The sequence below is a fragment of the Amycolatopsis sp. NPDC045836 genome (assembly GCF_056431745.1).
The window spans coordinates 287,293-309,135 of sequence record NZ_JBWKKF010000008.1 but is presented as its reverse complement, the minus strand read 5'-3'; the positions used below and the strand labels follow the sequence as shown (position 1 = coordinate 309,135).

The 21,843-nt window shown below is 71.9% G+C and carries 23 protein-coding genes; 6 read left to right on the top strand and 17 right to left on the bottom strand.

Annotated elements, in window-relative coordinates; translation table 11 throughout:
• The first annotated feature begins 116 nt into the window (after nucleotides 1–116).
• Entirely contained in the window at nucleotides 117–761 is a 645-nt protein-coding gene (locus AC07EG_RS18035; protein ID WP_478254239.1) for a TetR/AcrR family transcriptional regulator, read from the top strand.
• A 170-nt stretch (nucleotides 762–931) separates the two neighbouring features.
• Here the strand turns inward: AC07EG_RS18035 and AC07EG_RS18030 are convergent, their stop codons facing one another.
• The 4 genes from AC07EG_RS18030 to AC07EG_RS18015 form a co-directional block, all read right to left on the bottom strand.
• Complete coding sequence (locus AC07EG_RS18030; RefSeq protein ID WP_478254238.1) at nucleotides 932–1,738, bottom strand: DUF1206 domain-containing protein; 807 nt, start codon at nucleotides 1,736–1,738, stop codon at nucleotides 932–934.
• A 187-nt stretch (nucleotides 1,739–1,925) separates the two neighbouring features.
• The gene (locus AC07EG_RS18025) at nucleotides 1,926–3,173 is read right to left on the bottom strand and encodes a sigma-70 family RNA polymerase sigma factor (protein ID WP_478254237.1); all 1,248 of its coding nucleotides are present in this window, start codon (nucleotides 3,171–3,173) and stop codon (nucleotides 1,926–1,928) included.
• Between the two features lie 37 nt (nucleotides 3,174–3,210).
• Nucleotides 3,211–3,645 carry a hypothetical protein gene (locus tag AC07EG_RS18020; RefSeq protein ID WP_478254236.1) on the bottom strand — a complete coding sequence of 145 codons (435 nt, stop codon included), beginning with the start codon at nucleotides 3,643–3,645 and terminating at the stop codon, nucleotides 3,211–3,213.
• Between the two features lie 91 nt (nucleotides 3,646–3,736).
• Complete coding sequence (locus AC07EG_RS18015; protein ID WP_478254235.1) at nucleotides 3,737–4,165, bottom strand: SRPBCC family protein; 429 nt, start codon at nucleotides 4,163–4,165, stop codon at nucleotides 3,737–3,739.
• Between the two features lie 116 nt (nucleotides 4,166–4,281).
• Between AC07EG_RS18015 and AC07EG_RS18010 the strand changes: the two genes are divergently transcribed.
• The gene (locus AC07EG_RS18010) at nucleotides 4,282–4,638 is read left to right on the top strand and encodes a VOC family protein (RefSeq protein ID WP_478254234.1); all 357 of its coding nucleotides are present in this window, start codon (nucleotides 4,282–4,284) and stop codon (nucleotides 4,636–4,638) included.
• A 147-nt stretch (nucleotides 4,639–4,785) separates the two neighbouring features.
• Nucleotides 4,786–7,758: a 3-keto-alpha-glucoside-1,2-lyase-like domain-containing protein gene (locus AC07EG_RS18005; protein WP_478254233.1), complete on the top strand. Its 2,973-nt coding sequence runs from the start codon at nucleotides 4,786–4,788 to the stop codon at nucleotides 7,756–7,758.
• On the opposite strand, the gene AC07EG_RS18000 is transcribed toward AC07EG_RS18005, so the two are convergent.
• Nucleotides 7,755–8,297, bottom strand: a complete 543-nt coding sequence (locus tag AC07EG_RS18000) for a GNAT family N-acetyltransferase (protein ID WP_478254232.1) — start codon at nucleotides 8,295–8,297, stop codon at nucleotides 7,755–7,757. The genes AC07EG_RS18005 and AC07EG_RS18000 overlap by 4 nt on opposite strands.
• Before the next feature lie 52 nt (nucleotides 8,298–8,349).
• On the opposite strand from AC07EG_RS18000, the gene AC07EG_RS17995 reads away from it, so the two are divergent.
• The gene (locus AC07EG_RS17995; protein ID WP_478254231.1) at nucleotides 8,350–9,588 is read left to right on the top strand and encodes a VOC family protein; all 1,239 of its coding nucleotides are present in this window, start codon (nucleotides 8,350–8,352) and stop codon (nucleotides 9,586–9,588) included.
• Nucleotide 9,589: 1 nt separating this feature from the next.
• Here the strand turns inward: AC07EG_RS17995 and AC07EG_RS17990 are convergent, their stop codons facing one another.
• From AC07EG_RS17990 to AC07EG_RS17940, 11 genes are all read right to left on the bottom strand, one after another.
• The gene (locus AC07EG_RS17990; RefSeq protein ID WP_478254230.1) at nucleotides 9,590–9,889 is read right to left on the bottom strand and encodes a DUF6506 family protein; all 300 of its coding nucleotides are present in this window, start codon (nucleotides 9,887–9,889) and stop codon (nucleotides 9,590–9,592) included.
• A 45-nt stretch (nucleotides 9,890–9,934) separates the two neighbouring features.
• Nucleotides 9,935–10,816 (bottom strand): LysR family transcriptional regulator, encoded by an 882-nt coding sequence (locus AC07EG_RS17985; RefSeq protein WP_478254229.1) that lies wholly within the window; start codon nucleotides 10,814–10,816, stop codon nucleotides 9,935–9,937.
• 55 nt (nucleotides 10,817–10,871) lie between these two features.
• A complete protein-coding gene (locus tag AC07EG_RS17980; RefSeq protein ID WP_478254228.1) occupies nucleotides 10,872–11,555 on the bottom strand; it encodes a DsbA family oxidoreductase in 684 nt (227 codons plus the stop codon).
• Between the two features lie 62 nt (nucleotides 11,556–11,617).
• Nucleotides 11,618–12,760 (bottom strand): oxygenase MpaB family protein, encoded by a 1,143-nt coding sequence (locus AC07EG_RS17975; RefSeq protein ID WP_478254227.1) that lies wholly within the window; start codon nucleotides 12,758–12,760, stop codon nucleotides 11,618–11,620.
• 126 nt (nucleotides 12,761–12,886) lie between these two features.
• A complete protein-coding gene (locus AC07EG_RS17970; RefSeq protein ID WP_478254226.1) occupies nucleotides 12,887–13,555 on the bottom strand; it encodes a winged helix-turn-helix transcriptional regulator in 669 nt (222 codons plus the stop codon).
• Nucleotides 13,552–14,226, bottom strand: coding sequence for a winged helix-turn-helix domain-containing protein (locus AC07EG_RS17965; protein WP_478254225.1), 675 nt, complete (start codon nucleotides 14,224–14,226; stop codon nucleotides 13,552–13,554). Before AC07EG_RS17965 ends, AC07EG_RS17970 begins: the two co-directional genes overlap by 4 nt.
• A 10-nt stretch (nucleotides 14,227–14,236) precedes the next feature.
• Nucleotides 14,237–15,040, bottom strand: coding sequence for a class I SAM-dependent methyltransferase (locus tag AC07EG_RS17960; RefSeq protein ID WP_478254224.1), 804 nt, complete (start codon nucleotides 15,038–15,040; stop codon nucleotides 14,237–14,239).
• Nucleotides 15,041–15,111: 71 nt separating this feature from the next.
• On the bottom strand, nucleotides 15,112–15,471 hold the full coding sequence (locus tag AC07EG_RS17955; RefSeq protein WP_478254223.1) for a hypothetical protein: 360 nt from the start codon (nucleotides 15,469–15,471) through the stop codon (nucleotides 15,112–15,114).
• Nucleotides 15,472–15,558: 87 nt separating this feature from the next.
• Nucleotides 15,559–16,065, bottom strand: a complete 507-nt coding sequence (locus AC07EG_RS17950; RefSeq protein WP_478254222.1) for a carboxymuconolactone decarboxylase family protein — start codon at nucleotides 16,063–16,065, stop codon at nucleotides 15,559–15,561.
• A 29-nt stretch (nucleotides 16,066–16,094) separates the two neighbouring features.
• Nucleotides 16,095–17,507, bottom strand: a complete 1,413-nt coding sequence (locus AC07EG_RS17945; protein WP_478254221.1) for an MFS transporter — start codon at nucleotides 17,505–17,507, stop codon at nucleotides 16,095–16,097.
• Nucleotides 17,504–18,643 (bottom strand): serine hydrolase domain-containing protein, encoded by a 1,140-nt coding sequence (locus tag AC07EG_RS17940; RefSeq protein WP_478254220.1) that lies wholly within the window; start codon nucleotides 18,641–18,643, stop codon nucleotides 17,504–17,506. Before AC07EG_RS17940 ends, AC07EG_RS17945 begins: the two co-directional genes overlap by 4 nt.
• Nucleotides 18,644–18,776: 133 nt before the next feature.
• Here AC07EG_RS17940 and sigJ point away from each other — a divergent pair, with 133 nt between their 5' ends.
• Nucleotides 18,777–19,649: an RNA polymerase sigma factor SigJ gene (gene sigJ / locus AC07EG_RS17935; protein ID WP_478254219.1), complete on the top strand. Its 873-nt coding sequence runs from the start codon at nucleotides 18,777–18,779 to the stop codon at nucleotides 19,647–19,649.
• Here sigJ and AC07EG_RS17930 read toward each other — a convergent pair.
• A complete protein-coding gene (locus AC07EG_RS17930) occupies nucleotides 19,644–20,561 on the bottom strand; it encodes a hypothetical protein (RefSeq protein ID WP_478254218.1) in 918 nt (305 codons plus the stop codon). The genes sigJ and AC07EG_RS17930 overlap by 6 nt on opposite strands.
• A 55-nt stretch (nucleotides 20,562–20,616) precedes the next feature.
• On the opposite strand from AC07EG_RS17930, the gene AC07EG_RS17925 reads away from it, so the two are divergent.
• Nucleotides 20,617–21,843 carry an epoxide hydrolase family protein gene (locus tag AC07EG_RS17925; RefSeq protein ID WP_478254217.1) on the top strand — a complete coding sequence of 409 codons (1,227 nt, stop codon included), beginning with the start codon at nucleotides 20,617–20,619 and terminating at the stop codon, nucleotides 21,841–21,843.

The following is a 21,843-nucleotide window of genomic DNA, read 5'->3' as shown; positions in this document are numbered from 1 at the left end:
GCGGCTCCCTTCCGCAATGGATACACGGTGTATCGCGATACACAATGTATCCGATGCACCGTGTATCGTTCGAGTTCGGGTGACGGGTACCTCAACGAGCGGGATGACAAAGGTTGATGACCAGAACGGGTGGCCTGTCGCGGCGACGGGCCGAGACGCGGCGGCGGCTGATCGACGCGGCCTACCAGGTGTTCAGCGAGACCGGCATCCGCGATGCCCCGGTCGAGGAGATCTGCGAGCGGGCCGGGTTCACCCGCGGCGCGTTCTACTCGAACTTCGCCAGCAAGGAGGAGCTGTTCCTGGCCCTGTACGAGGTGCAGATGGATCAGCGGGCGGAGCGGTTCCGCCGCGCGGTGACCGCGGCGGCCGCGGCCACCACCTCACCGTCCATGGCGGACGTCGCCGAGATCGCCGGGAAGGCCAGCGCGCTGTTCGCCGATTCGATCACCTCGGACACCACCTGGTACCTGCTCTACACCGAGTTCCGGGCCCAGGCGCTGCGATTGCCCGAACTGCGCGAAGCCGCGGCGGCCGCCGAGAACCGCTTCCACGCGGCGTTCGCCGAGATCCTGCTCGGCCTGCTCGACCGGCTCGGCGCCCGGCTGACCGTCGAGCCACGCAGCGCGGTCGTCACGATCACCGCCCTGTACGAGGCGATGCTGGAACGCACCCTGCTCGACACGGCTCCCGATGCGGGGCGGCGCTATCTGAGCGAGGTGCTCCCCAGGCTGGTGGGGGCGCTCATCGAACCGGTTTTGTGAGTGGTCGCCCAGCCCCACCCCACCCACCCAACGCGCAGCCGGGCGCACGAACAGGAGCCACCGCCCAGACCCCCCACCCCGCCCCGGCCCCCAGCCAAGAACAGGGCGAGGTCTTCGCCGTAGTCACAATAAAAACCGGGGCGCGTGACACCCCCGCACTGGATCCGTACCTATTCGGCGCGGCGGAACCGCGCGTCGAAGAAGGTGAACACGGCGAAGGCGGCCAGTCCGACGGCGATCGCCACCAGCAGCACCGCGCCGTACGGGCGGCCCGCCAGGTTCTTCAGCGCCACGTCGATCCCGGTGGCCTGCTCCGGCTTGTGCTGCACCGCGGCGAGCACCACCAGCGCGCCGACCACCGCGTACACCGTGCCGAGCGCGGTGTAGCCGATCTGGCCGAGGCGGGCCACGGCCGTCCTGGTCCACCGGCTCGCCCCGCCGAGGTCGTGTTCCCGGCTGAACCGCCGCGCGATGCCGTGGCGGGCGATGAACGCCCCGGCCGCGATGACCGCCACACCGAGCACCACCACCACCGGCTTGCCCCAGGACTGGCGCAGCAGGGTGTCGATCAGGCCGAACTGGGCGCTGTCGGTGGACGACGCCGGGGAACCGGCCGCGAGCTTGCCCGCGAGGAAGGCCAGGTAGCCGAACAGCACCACTTCACCGAGGTTCATCACCCGCACCCAGCGCTCGGCACCGGTGCGCCAGCTGCCGGTCGCCGCGGTGAACGCCTGCCACAACGCCGTGACGGCGAGGCCGCCGGTGATCAGCCAGAGCAGCAGGTCGCCCCAGGCACCGCCGGAAATCGATTGCAGCGCCCCGGTTTTGTCGGTCTTGCCCGCGCCCTGGCCCAGCACCACCTGCACCGACAGCCACGCGACGAGCAGGTGCACCACGCCGTAGGCCACGATGCCGAGCCGCGCGGCCAGCTGGAACGGTGCGCTCCTGGCGACTTCACGGGCTCCGGTTCCGCTCACGACCACACCACCAGCTGGACATTACCGGCGAACCACCCAGCTGGCGAGGGTCTGCCTCAGGGAACCAGCACGTCGATGATGTTGGCCGCCCGCACCCACTGCGGTTCGCGGTCGTCGGCCTGTTCGTTGCCGCGGACGGGAATCCAGGTGGTTTCGGTGTAGCTGTCGACCACCGCGGGGCCGGCGATCAGCCCCCGCCGTGCTTCTTCAGCTGTCCCGGCGGGGTGGTAGACGACTTCGCGCCCGATTTCGAAAGACCCGGCGGGGCCGGCTTCCCTCCCCATTTGTTCCCTCCGCTCTTCGCCTTGTCCGCCTTCGCATTACCGCATCCCCGGCCCGAGCACGCCGACTCGGCGGGGACAGACCGCTCACCCGGGTGAACCGTGACCCCGCCGGTCCGCGGAACGGCGGTCGCCGGTGCGGGGGCGGAAGTCCGCCGGGAGCCGGGCGGCTCGGCCACCACCGGCCCCGGCTCCACCACCGGTCCCGGCTCCACCACCGGTCTCGGTTCCACCGACGGCCTCGGCCCCGGCAGCGGTTCGGCGAGGGCCGCCGGTGGGGCGGACGGCGCAACGGGGGCCGGTGGGGGGATCGGCACCCCACCGCCCGCCACCGCGACCACCGCGGCGGCCACCACGGCCGCGACCTTGCCACCCCCGGTCGCCACTCCGGCGGACAGTGGTACCACCACCGCACCGGCGTGCCGCCGGGCCATGGCCGGCCGCAGTTCCCGGTTGGTCTCGGTCAGCCCGGCGACCACCGCCCGGCAACCGGCGCACCGGTCGACGTGCGTGGCGATCCGGCCGGCGCGGCGCGGCGACAACCCGTCGCGCACCCAGGAACCCATGTCCGCGCGGACCTCGCCGCATTCGGGCTTGCTGCTCTCCGGCACCTGCGCCTGCAGGTACGCCCGGCGCAGCCCTTCCCTGGCCCGCACCGCGAGCACGGCGACGCCGTTCGGCGAAACCCCCAGCAGCGGCGCCAGTTCGACCGCCGGGGTGCCTTCGACCTCGGTGTGCCACAACACCGTCCGCCACCGGCCGGGCAACCGGCAGAACGCCCGCCAGGCCAGGCCCGCCTGCCACCGGCGCAGGGTCAGCTCGTCGGCCCCGGTGCCGGCGACCGGGCGGTCCGGCACCTCCCCCGGCAGCTCGACCATGGCGTGCCGCCGCTGCCAGCTGACCGCCAGGTTCCGCATCGTGGTCAGCAGGTACGGCCGCAGTTCCCGCCGCGGCCCCGAACCCGAGCGCACGGCGATCAGCACCCGCACGAACGCTTCGGCCACCAGGTCGTCGCGTTCGGCGGAATCCTGCACCCAGCGCGACGCGGCGCGCCTCGCGACGGCGGCGTGACGGCGGAACAACTCGTCGCAGGCCCCGAAGTCCCCGCGGCGAACGGCGTCCAACTGGACCTCGTCCGTTTCCGGCTGACTCATGAGGCGATGACACCACGAGCGCGGGAAGCGCGGTGCGTCAGCCCGGCAGTGGCGGCCTCGCCGCCGCCCGCAGCCGCCGCACCCGGGCGAAGTAGGCGTTGGTCGACGGCGAGTACAGCAGGACCACGCCGAGCACGCTGACGCCGAGGAGGAGCCACATGGCCAGCAGGACGACGAGGCTGTCCCCGCCGTCGAAGTCGGCGATCATCCAGAAAGCCAGCAGCCCCAGCGGAACCGCGGTGAGGGTCAGGCACACCCGCGCCCACTGCCTGCCGAGGCGCACCAGCACGCACAGCACCACCTGCCCCACCGCCACCACGGCCAGCTCCGGCACGCTCCAGCCCTGGTCCACTTCGACCAGACGGTACCGGGGTTCGGTGGGCGTGACCACCGAGCCGACCAGTGCCAGCAGGCCCCAGACCACCGCGGTCGAGGCGAGCAGGGGCGAAGCCCACCGCAACGTTCCCGGCATCGAAACCCCCAGCGTCCGAACTCGAATGAGCTCGACCCTATGGCGCCGGAACCGCCGCGGCGGGAGGTTGTCCGCTAGCTGCCAGGCCGGGTCAGGACCAGCCCTCCTGGTGCTCGGCCGCCGCCCGGTCGGTCTCCGCCGCGGCCCGCTGCGCCAGCGTGGCCACCGCTTCCTCCAGCCCACGCTGGATTTCCTCACCACCGGCGCGTTCGGTGTGCAGCTGGATCTCGACCTCGCTGGTGCCCGGCTCGCGCTCGGCCACGCTCAGCTCGCCGTGGTAGTCGTCCTCGCCGGGCGAGCCCCAGCGCAGGGTCCTGGCGGCTTCGTCCACCCGCAGCCACGCCTCACCCTCGACGTGCTTGCCGCCCACTTCGGCCTCGACGTGCACCTGGCCACCGCCCTCGCGGTGCACCTCGGTCATCGCGGGCAGGAAGTCCGGCAGGTTGCCCGGCTCGGCGAGGTAGCCGAAGAGGTCTGCCGCCGGCACGTCGACGGTGCCGGTGTGGCGGTAGGAAGGCATCGGGCTCCACCCTTCGATTCGCTTCGTGGCCGGGGAGTACCCAGATTCCGCCGCGGCAGTCGGCGCACCTCCCCTTTCTCCAAGCCACCCGGGTGGGTGGCGGCGACCATGGGCGGATGATCAGGAGGATCCACCCCTACGCCGAGGGCACCGACCTCGCCGCGTCCCGGGAGTTCTACACCGAGGTGTTCGGGCTCGAACTCGCCATGGAAGAGCCGGTCGTCTGCCTGCGCTCGCCGGACGAACCCACCGCGCAGCTGCTCATCCCCCCACCCGGCCACGAGGACCCGCCGCCGCGCTTCGGCATCGACGTCGGCGAACCGGCGGCGGTCGACGCGGCGCACGCCGAAGCCGTGCGCCGCGGGCTGCGGATCGTCTACCCGCTGACCGACGAGCCGTGGGGCGTGCGCCGGTTCTTCGTGGCGGACCCGGGTGGAACGGTGGTCAACGTGCTGGCGCACCACCGTGCTTGAGCCCGGTGGCGAACGCAGTAAGCGCTTACTCCACTCCGGCACTTTCGCAACGTTTCCGCCATCTTTTGTTGACCTTGCGCAAAAGATGGCGTTGGGTGAGCACCGTGCGGCGCGGACCGCACCTCCCTGCTCCGAGGAGGAAGGCCCATGCGGTCGTTCGTCGCCCTGCTCGCCGCGGCGGTGCTCGTCCCGGTCGTCGGATCCCCCGTTCCGGCCGCCGCCCAGGAGGAGATCCCGCCGCAGGAACCGGGGGTGACCATGCGCGTGTTCGACGTGCAGGTCCCGCTGGAGGAGTACTGCACGCTCAAACCCAGCCAGACGCCCAACATCGACCGGCTGATGCCGACCATCGACTGGACCACCAACGAGCAGTTCGGCATCGCCGACCGGTTCGTCACCGAGGTCGTCGGTAACCTGAACATCACCACCGCCGGTCGCTACGACTTCCGGCTCACCAGTGACGACGGCGCCCGGCTGCACGTCGGCGGCACCGAGGTGATCGACCACGGCGGCAGGCACGGCGCCACCCCGAAGGACGGCTCGGTCGAGCTGACCACCGGCTACCAGGCGCTGCACATCGAGCACTTCGACGCCGACTACGACCAGCGGCTCAAGCTGGAGTGGAAGCCGCCGGGCGCGAGCGCGTTCACCCTGGTGCCCAACTCGGTGCTGAGCACCGACGCCGGCGTCACGCGGGTCACCTCCCCCGGTCGCAAGGAGTGCGAGGGCGTCACCGAATCCCCCGGCGACGGCCTGCCGCTGACCGGCGTGCACCCCGCCTACACGCTGACCGACCTCCGCCCGGACGGGTTCGAACCGCAGGTCACCGGCATGGACTGGCTGCCGGACGGCAGGCTGGCCATCTCCACCTGGGGCGGCTCGCGCGAATCGGTCAGCGGTGAGGTGTACCTGATCGACAACGTCACCGGCGACGCCGACGCCGCGCAGGTGCAGCCCAAGAAGATCGCCGAGAAGCTCCGCGAGCCGATGGGCATCAAGTACGTCGACGGCAAGCTCTACGTGTCCGAAAAGGACGGCCTGACCGAGCTGACCGACACCGACGGCGACGAGGTCACCGACCAGTACCGCAAGATCGCCACCTGGCCGTTCGGCGGCAACTACCACGAGTTCGCCTTCGGCCTGCTCTACCGGAACGGCTACTTCTACCTGTCCACCGGCATCGCCATGGTGCCCGGTGGCGCCAGCCTCGACCCGCAGCCGGTGCCCAACCGCGGCTCCACGCTGCGGGTCGACAAGGCCACCGGTCAGGTGTCCTACGTGGCCGGTGGGCTGCGCACGCCGAACGGCATCGGGTGGGGCCCGGAGGGCGACATCTTCGTCACCGACAACCAGGGTGCCTACCTGCCCACGTCGAAGCTGGTGCGGATCAAGCAGGGCCGGTTCTTCAACCACCACACCAATCCCGACGGCGTGTACGACGACCAGCCGGTGACCGAGCCGGTGCTGTGGTTGCCGCACGGGGAGATCTCGAACTCGCCGAGCAATCCGATCGTGCTGCCCGAGGGCGTGTTCGCCGGGCAGCTGGTCTTCGGCGACGTGACCTACGGCGGCCTGCAGCGGGCGTACCTGGAGAAGGTCGGCGACGAGTACCAGGGTGCGGTGTTCCGGATGACGCAGGGACTGGAGTCCGGCGTCAGCCGGATCAGCCTGGGCCCGGACGGCGCCATCTACACCGGCGGCATCGGCTCGGAGGGCAACTGGGGCCAGGCCGGGAAGCTCAAGCACGGCCTGCAGAAGCTGTCGCTGAACGGCAGGAGCGGGTTCGACGTACTGGCCATGCGCGCGGTCGACGGCGGGTTCGAGATCGAGTACACCCAGCCGCTGGCCGAGCAGACCGCGCAGGACCTGGCGTCGAAGTACCGGGCCGAGCAGTGGCGGTACGTGGCGACCCCGCAGTACGGCGGCCCGAAGGTGGACGAGGAAACCCTGCAGGTGACCTCGGCATCGCTGTCCGCGGACCGCAAGAAGGTGACGCTCGCGGTAGCGGGCTTGAAGCCGGGCCGCGTGGTGCACGTCCAGTCCCCGCGCCCGTTCGCCGCGGAATCCGGTGAAGAGCTGTGGAGCACCGAGGCGTGGTACACGCTCAACACGCTGCCCGACGGGACGACCCCGCCGCCGGAGTACGAGGCGGAATCCGCCCGGCTGGCCGGTGGCACCGGGTTCAACACCAACCACAGCGGTTACTCCGGTGCCGGGTTCGTCGACCGCAACTGGGAACCGGGCACCAGCACCACCTTCGCCGTCGACGTCGACAGGGGCGGGCGGTACGACCTCGCCCTGCGGTACGCGAACGGCCTGAACCCCAGCCCGAACCCGGTGACCAAGTCGATGAGCCTCTACGTCAACGGGCGCAAGCAGAAGCAGGTCTGGCTGGCCAGCACCGGCAGCTGGAGCCAGTGGGCCACGCACGTCGAATCCGCGCTGCTGCGGACCGGCGCGAACACCGTCGCCTTCGTCTACGAGCCGGAGGACGACGGCCACGTCAACCTCGACAAGCTCACCGTCACCCCGTCGAAGCGGATCACCCTGTTCGACGGGACGAACCTCGACGCCTGGGAGTCGACCGGCGGTGGCCCGGCGAAGTGGCCGGTGGCGAACGGTTCGATGGAATCGTCCGGCGGCGACATCCGCACCAAGGACAGGTTCGGCGACTTCCGGATGCACGCCGAGTGGTACCAGCCCGCCTACCCGCCGGAGCAGACCGGGCAGGCGCGCGGCAACAGCGGCGTGTACATCCAGGAGCGCTACGAGATCCAGGTGCTGGATTCGTTCGGGATCAACCCGCCGAAGAACAACGACGCCGGCGCGATCTACACGAAGAAGGCACCGGACGTCAACGCCGCGACGGCACCGGGCACCTGGCAGAGCTACGACATCGTCTTCCGCGCGGCCCGCTTCGACGCCAACGGCACGAAGATCGCCGACGCCAGGGTGAGCCTGTGGTGGAACGGGAAACTGGTGCACGACGACGTGGCGATCGACGGCAAGACCGGGAACGGGCAGCCGGAGGACCCGTCACCGGGCTCGATCCGGCTGCAGGACCACGGTGACCCCGGGGACAACCCGAGGTTCCGCAACGTCTGGATCGAACGGATCTAGGCCCGCCACATCGGCTGGAGGACCGGCCCCCCGTCGGGAAGGTGGATCGGGGGGCCGTGGTCGGTGAAACCGTGGCGGGCGTACAACTCCCGGCTCCGGGCGGTCGACGCCTCCAGGTAGACCGGCAGGCCACCGGCGTGCTCGATGCCGTGGCGCAGCATGGCCGTTCCGGCGCCCTTCCCGCGCCGGTGCGGCAGCGCGGCCATGGCGGCCAGGTAGACGTGGGGCTCGCCGGGGTGCCGGGCCGCGGTGGCCGCCTTGACGAGGGCCATTCGCCCCTCGCCCACGGGAGTCGGTTCGAACCGGTCCAGCCAGATCGACGCGGCGACAGCTCCGCCGTCGTCCCACGCGACGACGAGTTGCCCGGCGTCGATCATCGCCTCCAGCGCGGTTTCGAACATCTCCCGGGTGCGGGCCCGCCGCACCTCGGGATCGGGAACGACCCACGCCGAAACGGCTTCTTCGGAGAACGCTTCCACGCACACCGGGAACACGGTGTCGAACTCCGGCGGCTCGGCGGGGCGAACGGTCAGTGTCATGGTTCCGACGTTCGCCCACGCACCCGCCCGCGAGGAAGTACTTTCGTCGCACATGGAGCCGAGACGAAACACCTGCCTCGACTGCGGCCGGGAACTCGGCGCGCCCGCCGGCACCGGACGGCCGCGGCGCTACTGCTCGCGGTCCTGCCAGTCCCGGTCCTACCGGCGACGGCGTGACCTCGGCAGGCTCGCCGCCGCCCCGAGGACCGCCGAGAGCACCGGTGACCTGCTCGGAACGGCCGTCGCACTGGCGGACGCCGACGGGATCGCCGCCGTCACCCTGCGCGCGGTCGCGCACCACGCGGGGGTCTCCCTGGTGGTGGTGCAACGCACGTTCGGCAGCCGGGACAAGCTCGTCGCGACGATGGTGCAGCGCCTGTTCACCCGCCGCCCGCCCGCGGGCGCCCCGCTCGACACGCTCACCCGGCTCACCCAGCTCACCGAAGCCCAGTGGTCGGTGTACCGGGCGCACCCGTGGCTGGTCAGCGTGCTCGCCAGCACGCGGCCGCCCTTGGTGCCCGCCGTACTGGACACCGCGAAGGCGGCCGTCGAGGCGTTCGCCGCCCTTGGCCTGGACCAGCCGGCGGCGCTCGGCCGCTACCTGGCGCTGGACGCCTACGTGCAGGGCATGGCTTTGCTGCTGCTCGCCGAACACCAGGAGGCCGCCGCTTCGGGCATCGGCTTCGGGACCTGGTGGGCGGGGGCGGCCGCCCGCCTGAACCGGCACACCTGGCTCGCCGGGGTGGGCGGCCCGCCGGAATTCACCGACCTCGACACCTGGTTCCGCGACGGCCTCACCCGGGTGCTCGACGGCCTCACCTCGCCGAAGAACTCCTGGCGAGCCGGTGTCGAAATCGGTGACGTGGTTGCTACGTCTCCTCGGAAGCTCACGAACGAAACGAGGAGATCGACCATGACTGCCCAGCTCAGCGGAATCCGTGCCGTCGGCATCCCCGTCACCGATCAGGACCGGGCGCTGGAGTTCTACACCACCACCCTCGGCTTCGAGAAGGTGCTGGACACCCCCATCGACCAGTTCGGCGGGCGCTGGATCGAACTCGCGTTGCCGCAGGGGGCGGTGACCGTCGCGCTGACGCCCGCCAAGGGGCCCGCCGGGGTCGACACCGGCATTCGCTTCACCACCGGCGACGCGGCCGCGCTGCACACCCGGCTCCGGGAAAGCGGGGTCGGCGTCGACGAACTCGTGCGCTGGGAAGGCGTTCCGCCGATGTTCGACTTCCGCGACCCCGACGGCAACGTGCTCTACGTGAGCGAGGCCCCGGCGTCCTGAATCAGGCGAAGATGCGGTGCACCCCCGAGACCGACTCCGGGCCGTAGGCGACCGAACCGACCGGCACCCGGTGTTCGATCGCCGCCAGCACGCGTGCGGTCCACTCCGGGCCGAACCCGCCGCACAGCTCGATCAGCTGCGCCCCGTCGTCGACCAGGCGCCGGGCGACGTCGAGCACCTGGGCGGGGTCGGCCATGCCGACCAGCACCGTGCGGCAGGCGCCGGTGTCCACAACGGACACATCGCGGGCGGGGTCGGCACCGGCGGCGGTGTAGGCGAATCCCCAGTGGACGAGCGGCATGGTGGCACTCCCATCAGTCGGTGGGGCCCAGTGAAACCGGGCCCGTCAGCGCCGTCCACGAGGCGGTACCGGACGCTCGTCCGGTACCGCCTCATCCGCCAGGTCGGCGGCCAGTTCGCCGAACAGCCGGTCGTGCTGAGCCGTGCGCCACACCAGGGCGTGCCGCACCACCGGCGCCGCCCGCAGCGGACGCCAGACCAGCGGGCCCTCCGCCGCCCACCGCGGGCGCAGCGCCACCACGCCGTCGTCACCGGACAGTTCCGCGGTGAACAGCCCCCGCCGCGGCTCACCACGCCGGATCCGCCGCGGTTGCCAGCCCAGCGCCGAAAGCACCGCGTCGTGGTAGCCGGGCGCCAGGTCCCGGTCGAACCAGAGCAGGTCCTGCCCGGCCAGCCGCGACCAGTCGAGCACCGGCTCGGCGGCGAGCGGGTGCCCGGCCCCGACGACCACGCCCAACGGCGCGGCGCTGATCTCGCGACAGGTCAGGCCGTCGGTGCCGGCCGGGAGCACCACCACCCCGGCGTCGAGACCGCCCGCCCGCAACCGGCTGAGCTGGGCGGCAACGGGCAGGTCGCACAACTCCGCGGAGCACCGCCGCACCAGGCCGCCGAGCGCGGCCGACACCGCGGGCGGCGCACCAGGGGTGACCCCGATGCGCGGCACCGGCTGTTCCGCCGACCGGGCGGCGAACACCGCGTCGTCGACCGCCGCCAGCACCGCCCGCGCCTTCGGCAACAGGGCCCGGCCGGCCGCGGTCGGCGTCATCCCGCCGGGGTGGCGGGTGAACAGCGGCACGCCGACCTCCTTCTCCAGCGCCAGGATCTGCTGGCTCAGCGAAGTCGCGCGCAACCCCAGCCGGTCGGCGGCGCGAGTCAGGTGCTGTTCCTCGGCCACCGCCTGGAAGTACCTGAACTGACGCAGCTCCATCCGCGGATCATCCCAGGACGGCGCCCTGCTTCGCCCTGGTGACCCCGGCGACCGTTCACCACCGCGCCGCGCGCTGGACGAGCTGGGTGAACACCTCGGGATCATCCTTGTCCACCACCGGGAAACCGGCGCCGGGCTCGCCTTCCCAGTGCAGCTCGATCCCCGGGTTGTGCACGTCGTGGCCGTCGGCGAAGAACAGGTGCGGGCTGCCCTGCACCAGCTCGCGGTTGGCGTGGTAGTCGGCCATCATGTGCGCGCGGGCACGCCCGTCGTCCAGGGCCCGCGCCAGTTCCCCGGCGTCCACCGCCGGGCAGTCACCGGCGATGGCCAGGATCTCGTGCCGCAGCGAGATGCACCGGCTGTCCCGGAACAACGCCAGCCGCAGCGCCAGGTCCAGCTGCTCGGCCGCCAGCGGTGACTGCGTCTTCGCCGCGTGCACGGCCTCGTTGGCCGGCGCGGTGGTCACCGGCCAGTCCGCCGGATCGCCCTGCCAGTTCTTCCAGCCCAGCCCCGGTTCGAGCGCCCCGGCCACGGGGATCTCGGAGTCGAGGAAGCGCTTGGGGATCGGGAAGGAGTTGACGTCCTCGAGCAGGAAGCAGCGGTGGTCGAGCCGGACCCGGTCGGCCAGGCCCAGTTCGTCCCTGGCCCGCAGCAACCGCACGATGGTCACCGTCGACCAGGCGCAGGCGACGTCGGTGTAGATCACGATCCGGCCGGGGTCGACGTGGGGTCGCGGCATCGGGGGTCTCCTCTCGCTCCCCCTTGGCCGTTCCCGCTGAGCGGGCCGCCAAACCGTCCCCTTCAGGCCATCGTGGTGGGCTTGACCGGGCAGGGACCGGTGGCCAGCCACTTCTCCCGCAGCTCCGCCGGGATGTTGAGCTCGGTCGGCTGACCGTCGGTCAGGGTGCGGACGCTGGTGCCGAGCAGCAGGTTGCCCGCCTTGTCGAGCACCGTGGTGGCCAGCCCGCTGCGGTCCTCGGAACGCTCGAAGGCCCGCATCAGCCGGGTGCCGGCCCGCACCGCGCGGGTCCACCCCCGCGAGTCCGGCACCTCCATCCAGTCGGCGACGCGGGGTTCGACCGTCTGGCGGATCATCGCGGCCACCACACCGTCGAACGCCTTGCCGGGCACCATGGCCTCGTAGAGTTCGATCAGGTCGCGGGTGAGCGCCACACCTTCGGCGGAGGGCCCGTAGGTGGCGTCGACGATCGCCGCGTTGAGTTCCCTGGCGCCGTCGAGGGTTTCCGGCATGGCCTCGGCCGGGATGCCGAGCATCGCGCCGGTCACCCGCCAGACGTAGTAGTAGCTCTCGGCTTCGGCCTCGGTCACCGCGATCCCGATGCGCCGCATGCCGTCGATCACCTGGACCGAGAAGATCAGCAGGGCCCCGAGCAGGTCCTGCTGGCACACCGGCACCCCGTCGGCCTCGACGTCCCACTGACCCGAGCGCGTGATGAAGTACCGCACCGCGGCGTGGATCAGCCGCGTCTTCTGGATGGTGGGCACGAACGCGCCACCGGACCCGAACGGCTCGCGGCCCATCATGTTCAGCACGAACTGCGAGGTCTCGGACAATCTCCGGTGCGGCTGGTTCAGCCGGTGGGTCAACGACAGCACCCGGGACGGGCGCGGCTGGGCGTAGCAGTTGACCATCGCGCCGAAGGACAACACGGACGCGACGTGCACCCCGTCGTCGACGAAGAACTCGAAGGCGCTCGCCACCCGGTCGAGGTCCGCCCACGACGGCGGGTTGTCGGTGGCGACCAGGTAGTCGCGCACCGAATCGGGCAGCACCTCCGGAATGGGCTGGTCGTTGTCGCGGAAGTGGCGGAGCACCTCGTTGACCTCGGCCACCCGCCCGGCTCCCACGAGGTCGGCGATCACCGCGTCGGCGAGCGGATCACCCCGGTGCTTCAGCGCTTCCACCGCGGCCATGTCGATCATTCCGGTCCCTCGTTCCCGCTCGTTCCGATCTCCGTTCGAGCTAAACCAGCTTCCGGTGGCGAAGCCAGCACCACACCGGCCGACCGCCCGATCGGGGGTGGCACACCAGCCGAACGGCCTAGCACCTCACGACCTGCCCAACCGGTAGCCGACCCCGCGCACGGTGTGCACCAGGTCGGGCGCGGCCAGTTTCGCCCGCAGCCGGCGCACCACCACGTCGACCACGTTGGACCTCGGATCGGTGCCGGTGTCCCAGCAGTGCTCGATCAGCTCGGTCCTGGACACGACCTGCTCCGGCCGGGTCATCAGGTACTCCAGCACGGCGAACTCCTTGTGGCTCAAGGTCAGCAGCACCGATCGCCGCCGGACCCGGCCGCGGCCGCTGTCCAGTTCCAGGTCGGCGCAGCGCAGCACCGAGGGGCGCCGCCTGCCGGGACGGCACAGCACCAGCACCCTGGCCGTCAACTCGGCCACCGCGAACGGTTTCACCAGGTAGTCGTCGCCACCGTGCTCGAACCCCGCCACCCGGTCGGCGACCGTGTCCCTGGCGGTGAGGAACAGCACCGGCACCGACCAGCCCCGCTGCCTGCGCCGGTGCACGTAGGCCATCGCGTCGCCGTCGGGCAGCATCCGGTCGAACACGACGCAGTCGCAGGCACCGCGGGCGAGCACGGCATCGGCCGAGGCCAGGTCGGCGGCCTGGCCGACGAACAGCCCGTTCGCGGCGAGTTCGGCGGTCACCGCCACCCGCAGGTCCTCGTTGTCCTCGACCACCAGCACCCGCGCCGCCGTCACCGGACCGGCACCCCTGGTTCGCCCAGCAGGTAACCGATCCCGCGCACGGTGTGCAGCACCCCCGGCTGGCCGAGTTTCCGCCGCAGCTGGGTGATCAGCACGTGCAGCACGTTGGAGGCGGGCGGCACGTACTCGTCCCACGCGGCGGCGGTCAGCTCGGCCCGGCTCACCGCGGCCCCCGCGGCGGCGAGGAGCCGTTGCAGCACGAGGAACTCCTTGGGCGTCAACCGCAGCGGGACACCACCGCGCCACGCGTCGTGGCGGGTGGGGTCCAGTTCGACGTCCCGCCACCGCAGCACGGTGGCGGCCGGTGGGTTCCCGAGCCGGCACAGCCTGCGCACCCTGGCCACCAGTTCCGCGACGGCGAACGGTTTGACCAGGTAGTCGTCCCCCGAAGCGAGACCTTCGACCCGGTCGCGCACCGCGTCCCGCGCGGTGGTGAACAGGACCGGCAGGTCCCAGCCCGACCGCCTGCGGTGCTCGACGTAGCGCAGGGCGTCACCCGCGGGCAGCATCCGGTCGAAGACCGCGCAGTCGTAGGTGTTCACCGCCAGCGCCAGGTCGGCGTCCGGCAGGTCGAAGGCCGTGTCGACGGCCAGCCCCGCGCCGCGCAACGCCGACTGCACCGCCACCCGCAGGTCCGCTTCGTCCTCGGTCAGCAGAATCCTCACCGGGAAGACGCTAGCCAGCGGTTTCCGGACCGGTCCCCGGCTCACCAGCCGGTCCGGGTTTCGTGCCGGTCACCAGGTGGCTCGGGAACCACGGCCCGCCCCACCAGACGCGCCAGCCGAGGCGACGGCGTCCCGGCGTGTGGACGCCCCTGGCCCGCAGGTGGGCGGCGTACTTCCGGGTGTGCCCGAGATCGGCGATGACCAGGCGCCCACCCGGGCGCAGCACCCGCACCGCCTCGTCGAGCGCCGCCCGGCGGCCGGCGTCGGTCGGCACGTGGTGGAGCACGAAACTGCTGACGACCACGTCGAAGCTGCCGTCCGCGAACGGCAGGCCGGTGATGTCGGCGGTGTGCAGGGAGACCCGCGCCGCAACGCCTTCCAGTTCGGCGTTGCGGCGCGTGGCCCCCGGCGAGTTGCCCGTCTGGTCGGGCCGCCACAGGTCGACGCCGGCCGCGTGGCCCGACGGCAGCAGCTCCGCCGCCGCGAGCAGGACCGCTCCCCGGCCGCAGCCGAGGTCGAGCAGGCGCTCGTCCCCACGCAGGCCGAGGTCGGCGAGCAGCCGCGCCCACACCTCGAACTTTCCCACCCGGGTGGTGTAGGCGAACGAGGCGGCGGTGACCGCCAGCAGGGCGGTGATCAGGCCACCCGCGACAGCGGCACCGATGCGCCCCGCGACGGCGTCGAACACGACGAACCCCGGCAGCACCAGGAACACCGTGACGATGGCCGCCGCCTGCCACCCGGCCGGGACCAGCCGGAAATCACCGTCCACACCGTAGTGCCCGCGACGCCGCCGCAGCTCGGCGTTGCCCATCGAGACCTCCGTGTCCGAGCCGGGTGACCCGGACATCGTCGGTCAGCCGCCCCCCTGCGGGGAAGGCGGGGTCAGTGGTTCCAGCCGAGGTCCCAGGCGTGGTAGTGGTTGCCGGGGCTCCACGCGATGATCGAGTACGACCGGCCGTCGGTCAGGTTGCACCCCTTGTTCGACGGCGGGTCGTAGACCGTCGCGTAACCCGAGCAGCCCGCGACGGTCGGGGACAACGTCCAGCCGAAGGTCTCGTCGACCCCCGCGATGGCATCGACGCTGATGTTGACGAAGGCGCGCGGTGCGCCGATGCCGAGCGAACAGGACGTTTCCCAGGCGCAGGTGCGGGGCAGCGGTGCCGCACCCGCCGTGCCCGCTCCGGTGACCACCGTGGTCAGCAGGGCTCCGGCGACGGCGCCCAGCGCCAGTGACTTCTTCATTTCGACCCCCAGATCGGCTTGGTCTTCCTGGAGAAGACTGACTCGCCCGTAACGCGGTGACAAAACCTTTCAGGCCGGGTTGAACCGCTACTGCCGCCACTGCTCCGCGGGCGACACCCCGGGGAGCGGCTTGCCGATCAGGGCCAGGGGGAGGAAGAAGCAGACCTGGCCGATCGCCATGGCGAGCGTGGCGATCGCCTTGTCCTCGTAGTGCCGCGACGCCTGGGCGTACAGGTCGTCGGAAACCCGCTCGCCGTGCGGGTTCGGCGTGAGCACGGCTTCGACCAGCGCCAGCGCCGCGCGTTCGGCGTCGGTGAAGCAGGGTGCGTCCCGCCAGGACGCCACGGCGGTGATGCGTTCCTCGGCCGTCCCGGCCTTGCGGAGGTTGCCGGTGTGCAGGGTGGTCAGGTAGGTGTTGCCGGCGAGCTGACCGGCCCGCAGCTGCACCAGGCTGATCGTGACCTGGGGGATCGCCCCGTTGCCCACCGCCTTGAACAGGGCCGCGCCGACCTCGCCCAGTTCGGGGACGAGGGTGGCCGGGTTGGGCAGGCGCGAGCGGAGGGTGTCCTGCTGGGGCGTGGTGGTGGTGCTCATGGTGGGTTCTCCCTTTCGTTGTGCTTGTTTCACTGCCTTGACGAACCGGGTGCGGCGGATGTGACCGGTGCCCGCGGGAAGGCGGCGACGGCGAGGAGCGCGGCCAGGTAGCAGACCCCCGCGCCGAGCAGACCGGTGGTGTACCCGCTGGTCAGCGCCTCCGGCACCGGGGTGCCCCCGGGCTGGCCCGCGGTGACCGTGACCGCGGTGGTGGCCAGGACCGCCAAGCCCAGCGCCCCGCCGACCTGCTGGCTGGTGTTGACCAGGCCGGAAGCGATGCCGGAGTCCTGCGCGGCCACCCCGCGCACCCCGCCGATCGTCGCCGCGACGAAACCGATGCCCAGGCCGGTCCCGGCGACCAGCTGGGCGGGCAGCAGGGTGACCAGCGGGTGCTGGTCCGGGGTGAGCAGGCTGAACCAGCCCATCGCCACGGCGGCGAGCAGCAGCCCGGTCGTCAGCACACCGCGCGGGGACAGCCGCGCCTGCAGCCGCGGACCGGCGACCCCCGAGCCGAGGCCGATGCCGATCGCGAACGGCAGGTAGGCCAGCCCGGTGAGCACGGGCGAGTACTGCTTGATCGACTGCAGGTAGAGGGTGAGGAAGTAGAACGTGGCCAGCTGACCCGCGCCCATGAGCAGCAGGACCAGGTTGGCGCCGAGCCTGCCGCGATCGGCCAGCACCCGTGGCGGCAGCATCGGGTGCCGCGCCCGGCGCTGGATGACCGCGAACACGACGGCCAGCACGACGGCGACCGCGCCGAAGGCGAAGCCGGGGCCGGTTCCGGCTCGGTTGACGGCGTAGACGAAGCAGCCGAGGGCGAGGGTGGCCGTGAGGGCGCCGGGCAGGTCCAGACCACCGCGTTCACGGGTGCCGGGCACCACCGCGCGGGTGCCGGCGAGCAGCAGGACGACAACCGGGAGGTTGACGAACATGATCCACCGCCACCCCAGGTACTCGGTCAGCACACCGCCGAGCAGCAAGCCGGCCACCGCGCCGAGCCCGCCCATCGCGCCGTACACCCCGAGCGCCCGGTTGCGCTCCGGCCCGGCGGGGAAGGTGTCGGCGAGCAGGGACAACGCGGCCGGGGCGATGATCGCGCCACCGACGCCCTGCAGCACCCGCGCGGCGATCAGCACCGCACCGTCCGGTGCCACACCACCCAGCAGGGAGGCGAGCAGGAACACCACGAGCCCGGCCCGCAGCAGCCGGCGGCGGCCGAACAGGTCACCGGCGCGGCCACCGGCCAGCAGCAGCCCGCCGAAGGCCAGCGCGTAGGCGGTGAGCACCCAGTCCAGTTCGGCCTCGGCGATGCCCAGCCCGGCGCCGATGCTGGGCAGGCCGACGGTGACGATGGTGCCGTCCATCACGATCAGCAGTTGCGCGGCCGCGATCACCAGCAGGGCCAGGCCGTTGCGCGAGCGGAGTCGAGTGGGCGGGGTCATCCGAGGCCCCCGGCGGTCGTGGCCGCGTGGTGCACGGCGTCGGCGAGCAGGTCGTGTTCCGGGTAGGACCAGTTGAACGAGAACCGGCGGCGGGTGTACCCGAACGCGAGGCCGCTGACCGGGTCGGCGAAGGCTTCCGAACCAGCCGATCCGTTGTGCCCGAAGGCGTTCGCGCTCAGGAACGGGTAGCGGAAGCCCTTCGCCTGGAACCCGATGGCGTACTGCCCCGCCTCCCCGGTGACCAGGTCGCGGCCGGTGGAGTGCGGCATGGCGAACTCACCGAGGACGCCCGGTTCCAGCAGCGGCGGCCGTCCGTCCGAACCGGGCAGAGCAGCCGCGTACATCCCCGCGAGGCCGCGGGCGTTGCCCACGCCTCCGGCGGACGCCTGGCCGAGCGCCCGCACCCGCCGGGTGTTGGCGAAGGCCACCTGGTCCAGGGGTGGCGTGGAGTTCAGGCCGTACCCGATCCCGGTCAGGCTGTGCGGTCCGGGCACCGACGCCCAGAACGCCGCGAGTTCTTCGGGAGCGGCCAAGCCCGGCAGGACCTCCCGGTAGCGGTCCTCCAGTTCCGCGGGCAACCCCAGGTGGAGGTCCAATCCGTACGGCGCCCGGATGCGCTCCTCGAACAGTTCCTGGAGCGAACGGCCGGTGACCCGGCGGACCACTTCGGCCACGATCGCGAAGGTCACGAATCCGCCGTAGCCGTAGGCCGAACCCGGTCGCCAGTACGGCCGCTGCCCGGCGAGGCGAGCGGCGATCACCCGGTCGTCGGCCAGTTCGGCGGCGCTGAACCCGCCGTCGACCCCGATCACACCCGAGCGGTGGGTGAGCACCTCCCGCAGGGTGATCCCGTCCTTGCCGGCCGCGGCGAACTCCGGCCAGTGCCGCGCGACGGGCTCGTCCAGCGCCAGCCGCCCGTCCTGCACCAGCAGCGCCACCACCAGGGTGGCGGCCCCCTTGGTCGAGGAGTAGACGCCGGTCAGCCCGTCACCGCCCGCGGTCCACAGGTCGACCACCTGCCTGCCGTGCACATACGCCGTGACCCGGGCCCCGTCCCCCGGCGCCGCGGTGGCGAACACCTCGCGCACCGCTTCGAACCCGCTCGCCACCGTGCCGTGTACGTCGATCTCGTTCATCCGCTCCGCTCCGTTTCCGTCAGCTGCGAGGGCTTGACGCGCGGATCGGCGAGGATGTGACCGGGGCTCGCGCGGTCACATTCCGGGAGGTGGGTGCGTCAAGCCGGTGGACCACCCACGCGAGAGGACGACCATGAACGACTTCCTGGCCCAGCGGTTCGAGGAGCACCGCCCCCACCTGAAGGCGGTGGCCTACCGGATGCTCGGCTCCCTGGCCGAGGCCGACGACGCCGTGCAGGAGGCCTGGCTCCGGCTCGCCCGGTCCGAGGCCGACGAGATCGACAACCTCGGCGGCTGGCTCACCACCGTCGTCGGGCGGGTGTGCCTGGACCAGCTCCGCTCACGGCGGCAGCGTCGCGAGGACCCGCTGGAGTCCCGCCTGCCCGACCCCGTGGTCAGCCCCGAGGACGGCACCGACCCGGAGGCGGAGGCGCTGATCGCCGACTCCGTCGGCCTGGCGCTGCTGGTGGTGCTGGAATCGCTCAACCCGGCCGAACGGCTCGCCTTCGTGCTGCACGACCTGTTCGGCATGCCGTTCGACGAGATCGCGCCGATCGTCGACCGCACCCCGGCCGCGGCCAGGAAGCTCGCCAGCCGCGCCCGGCGGCAGGTCCGGGGCACCGCGCCGAAGCCGGACCCGGACCGGCACACCCAGCGCCGGGTGGTCGACGCCTTCCTCACCGCCGCCCGCGGTGGCGACCTCGATGGCCTGCTGGCCATCCTCGACCCCGGCATCGTGCTGCGCGCCGACAGCGGCACCCTGCCCGGCGGGATGCGGACCCTCCGCGGGGCCGAGGCGGTGGCCGGTCAGCTCGCCACCTTCCAGCGCATGGCCACCACCACGACCACCCGGACCGCACTGGTCAACGGCAACGCCGGGCTGGTCAACACCGTCGACGGCGCCCTGTTCTCGATCATCAGCTTCACCATCGTCAACGAGCGGATCGCCGCCATCGACATCCTGGCCGACCCCGACCGGCTCGCCCGGTTCGACCTGGCGCTATGACCGGTGGCGCAGGGCCGCTCGCAGCCCGTCGTAGGTCGGGGCCAGCGCGCGGAGGAGGGCACCGGCGGCGGCGTCGTCGCCGGTGACCAGCGGGTGCTGCAGCGAGCCGACCAGCCGCGCCTGCTTGGAGGCGAGATCCGCCGCGGCGCGGTGGCCCACCCGGCGCAGGCACACCGCGGCGTCGGCCAGCCGTCGTGCGCCGACCCGGACGGCGAAGTGGACGAGGTGCTCGCGGAGCTGCGAACCGACTCCGGCTTCGACCAGTTCCGCCAGCGCCAGCGCCGCGTCCCCGTTGCCGAGGCTGCCCGGCGGCAGGCCGTCGGCTTCCTCGCCGCCGAGCCGGCCGATCGCCTTCGGCAGGGAGTCGACGATGGCTTCCTCGGGATCGATCCGCTGGTGACGGCGGAAGTTCGTGCGCATCGTGTACGGCCGCCCGTAGTCGAGGCGCGTTCCCCAGGCGGCGGTGAATTCGGCCAGCGGGAGCCGCGCGTACGGATACCCCTGCGGATCGTGGACCGTCACGTGTTCCTCGTCCACGGCGAGGACGACGAGGTAGTGGTCGGCTCCGATCGGCCCGGTCATGCCGGGCTGGTACCGCAGGTGCCCCATTTCCACCGGCCCGACCATGACCGGCCCGTCAGCCAGGCGAGCCGCGAGGGTTTCGACGGGGTGCTCCGGGCTGGTGGTGTCCGCGGTCCACCCGAGCGCGGCCAGCGCGGCCTCCACGCCGATCTCCGGGTGCCAGCCGTACGCGTCGAAGAACGGCAGCGTCCCACCCAGCAACTGCATGCCGAACGCACTGCCGGTCACGGTTTCCACCACCGCCGCCTCGGGCGCCTCCTCCCCCATCACCATGATCAGGCAATTGGTGTAGCAGTACGGCCCCGAACCACGGTAAGAAATGTCGATCACCCCACCACGATGGCAGTTTTCCGCGGAAAACACAGCCGAGCGAGGACCCACCGCCATGACCGCCTTCCCGCTGGAGCCCACCCCGATCGACGTGCCCGAGGAGGTGCTCGACGACCTGCGCACCCGGCTCGCCCTGACCCGCCACCCGCTGGACGAAGGGAACGAGGACTGGTCCTACGGCGTCCCGGCCGGTTACCTGCGCGAACTGGTCGCCCACTGGCGGGACGGTTACGACTGGCGCAAGGCCGAAGCGGCCATGAACGCCTACGAGCACCACCAGGTGAGCGTCGACGGTGTTCCGGTGCACTTCCTGCGCAAAGCCGGCCGCGGTCCCCGCCCGATCCCGCTGATCCTCACCCACGGCTGGCCGTGGACGTTCTGGCACTGGTCGAAGGTGATCGACCCGCTCGCCGACCCGGCCGCGCACGGCGGTGACCCCGCCGACGCCTTCGACGTGATCGTGCCGTCCCTGCCCGGTTTCGGCTTTCCCGGGCCGCTCACCGGTTTCCCGGACGTCAACTTCTGGAAGGTCGCCGACCTCTGGCACACCCTGATGACCGAGACGCTGGGATATCCCCGGTACGCCGCCGGTGGCTGCGACATCGGCGGCATCGTCTCCAGCCAGCTCGGCCACAAGTACGCCGACGAGCTGTACGGCATCCACATCGGCTCGGGGCTGCCGCTCGACTTCTTCAACGGCCCCCGCGCCTGGGACTTCGCCAGGAACCGGCCCCTCACCGACGACCAGCCCGCCGACGTCCGCGCCCGCACCGTCGAACTGGACCACCGCTCGGCCGCCCACCTGGCCGTGCACGTGCTCGACGGCGCCACCCTGGCCCACGGGCTGAGCGACTCACCCGCCGGACTGCTCGCCTGGCTGCTGGAACGCTGGACCGCCTGGAGCGACAACGGCGGTGCCGTCGAATCCGTGTTCACCAAGGACGACCTGCTCACCCACGCCACGATCTACTGGGTGAACAACTCCATCGCCACCTCGATGCGGTACTACGCCAACGCCAACCGCTACCCGTGGACCCCCGCCCACGACCGCACCCCGGTCGTGCAGGCGCCGGTCGGCCTCACCTTCGTCACCTACGAGAACCCGCCGGGCATCCACACCGCCCGGGACCGCGTCGAAGCGTTCAAGACCGGCCCGCAGTCCGATTGGTTCAACCACGTCAACGTCAACGCGCACGACCGCGGCGGGCACTTCATCCCGTGGGAGAACCCCGGCGCCTGGATCGGCGACCTGCGCCGCACCTTCCGCGACCGCAGGCCGTGA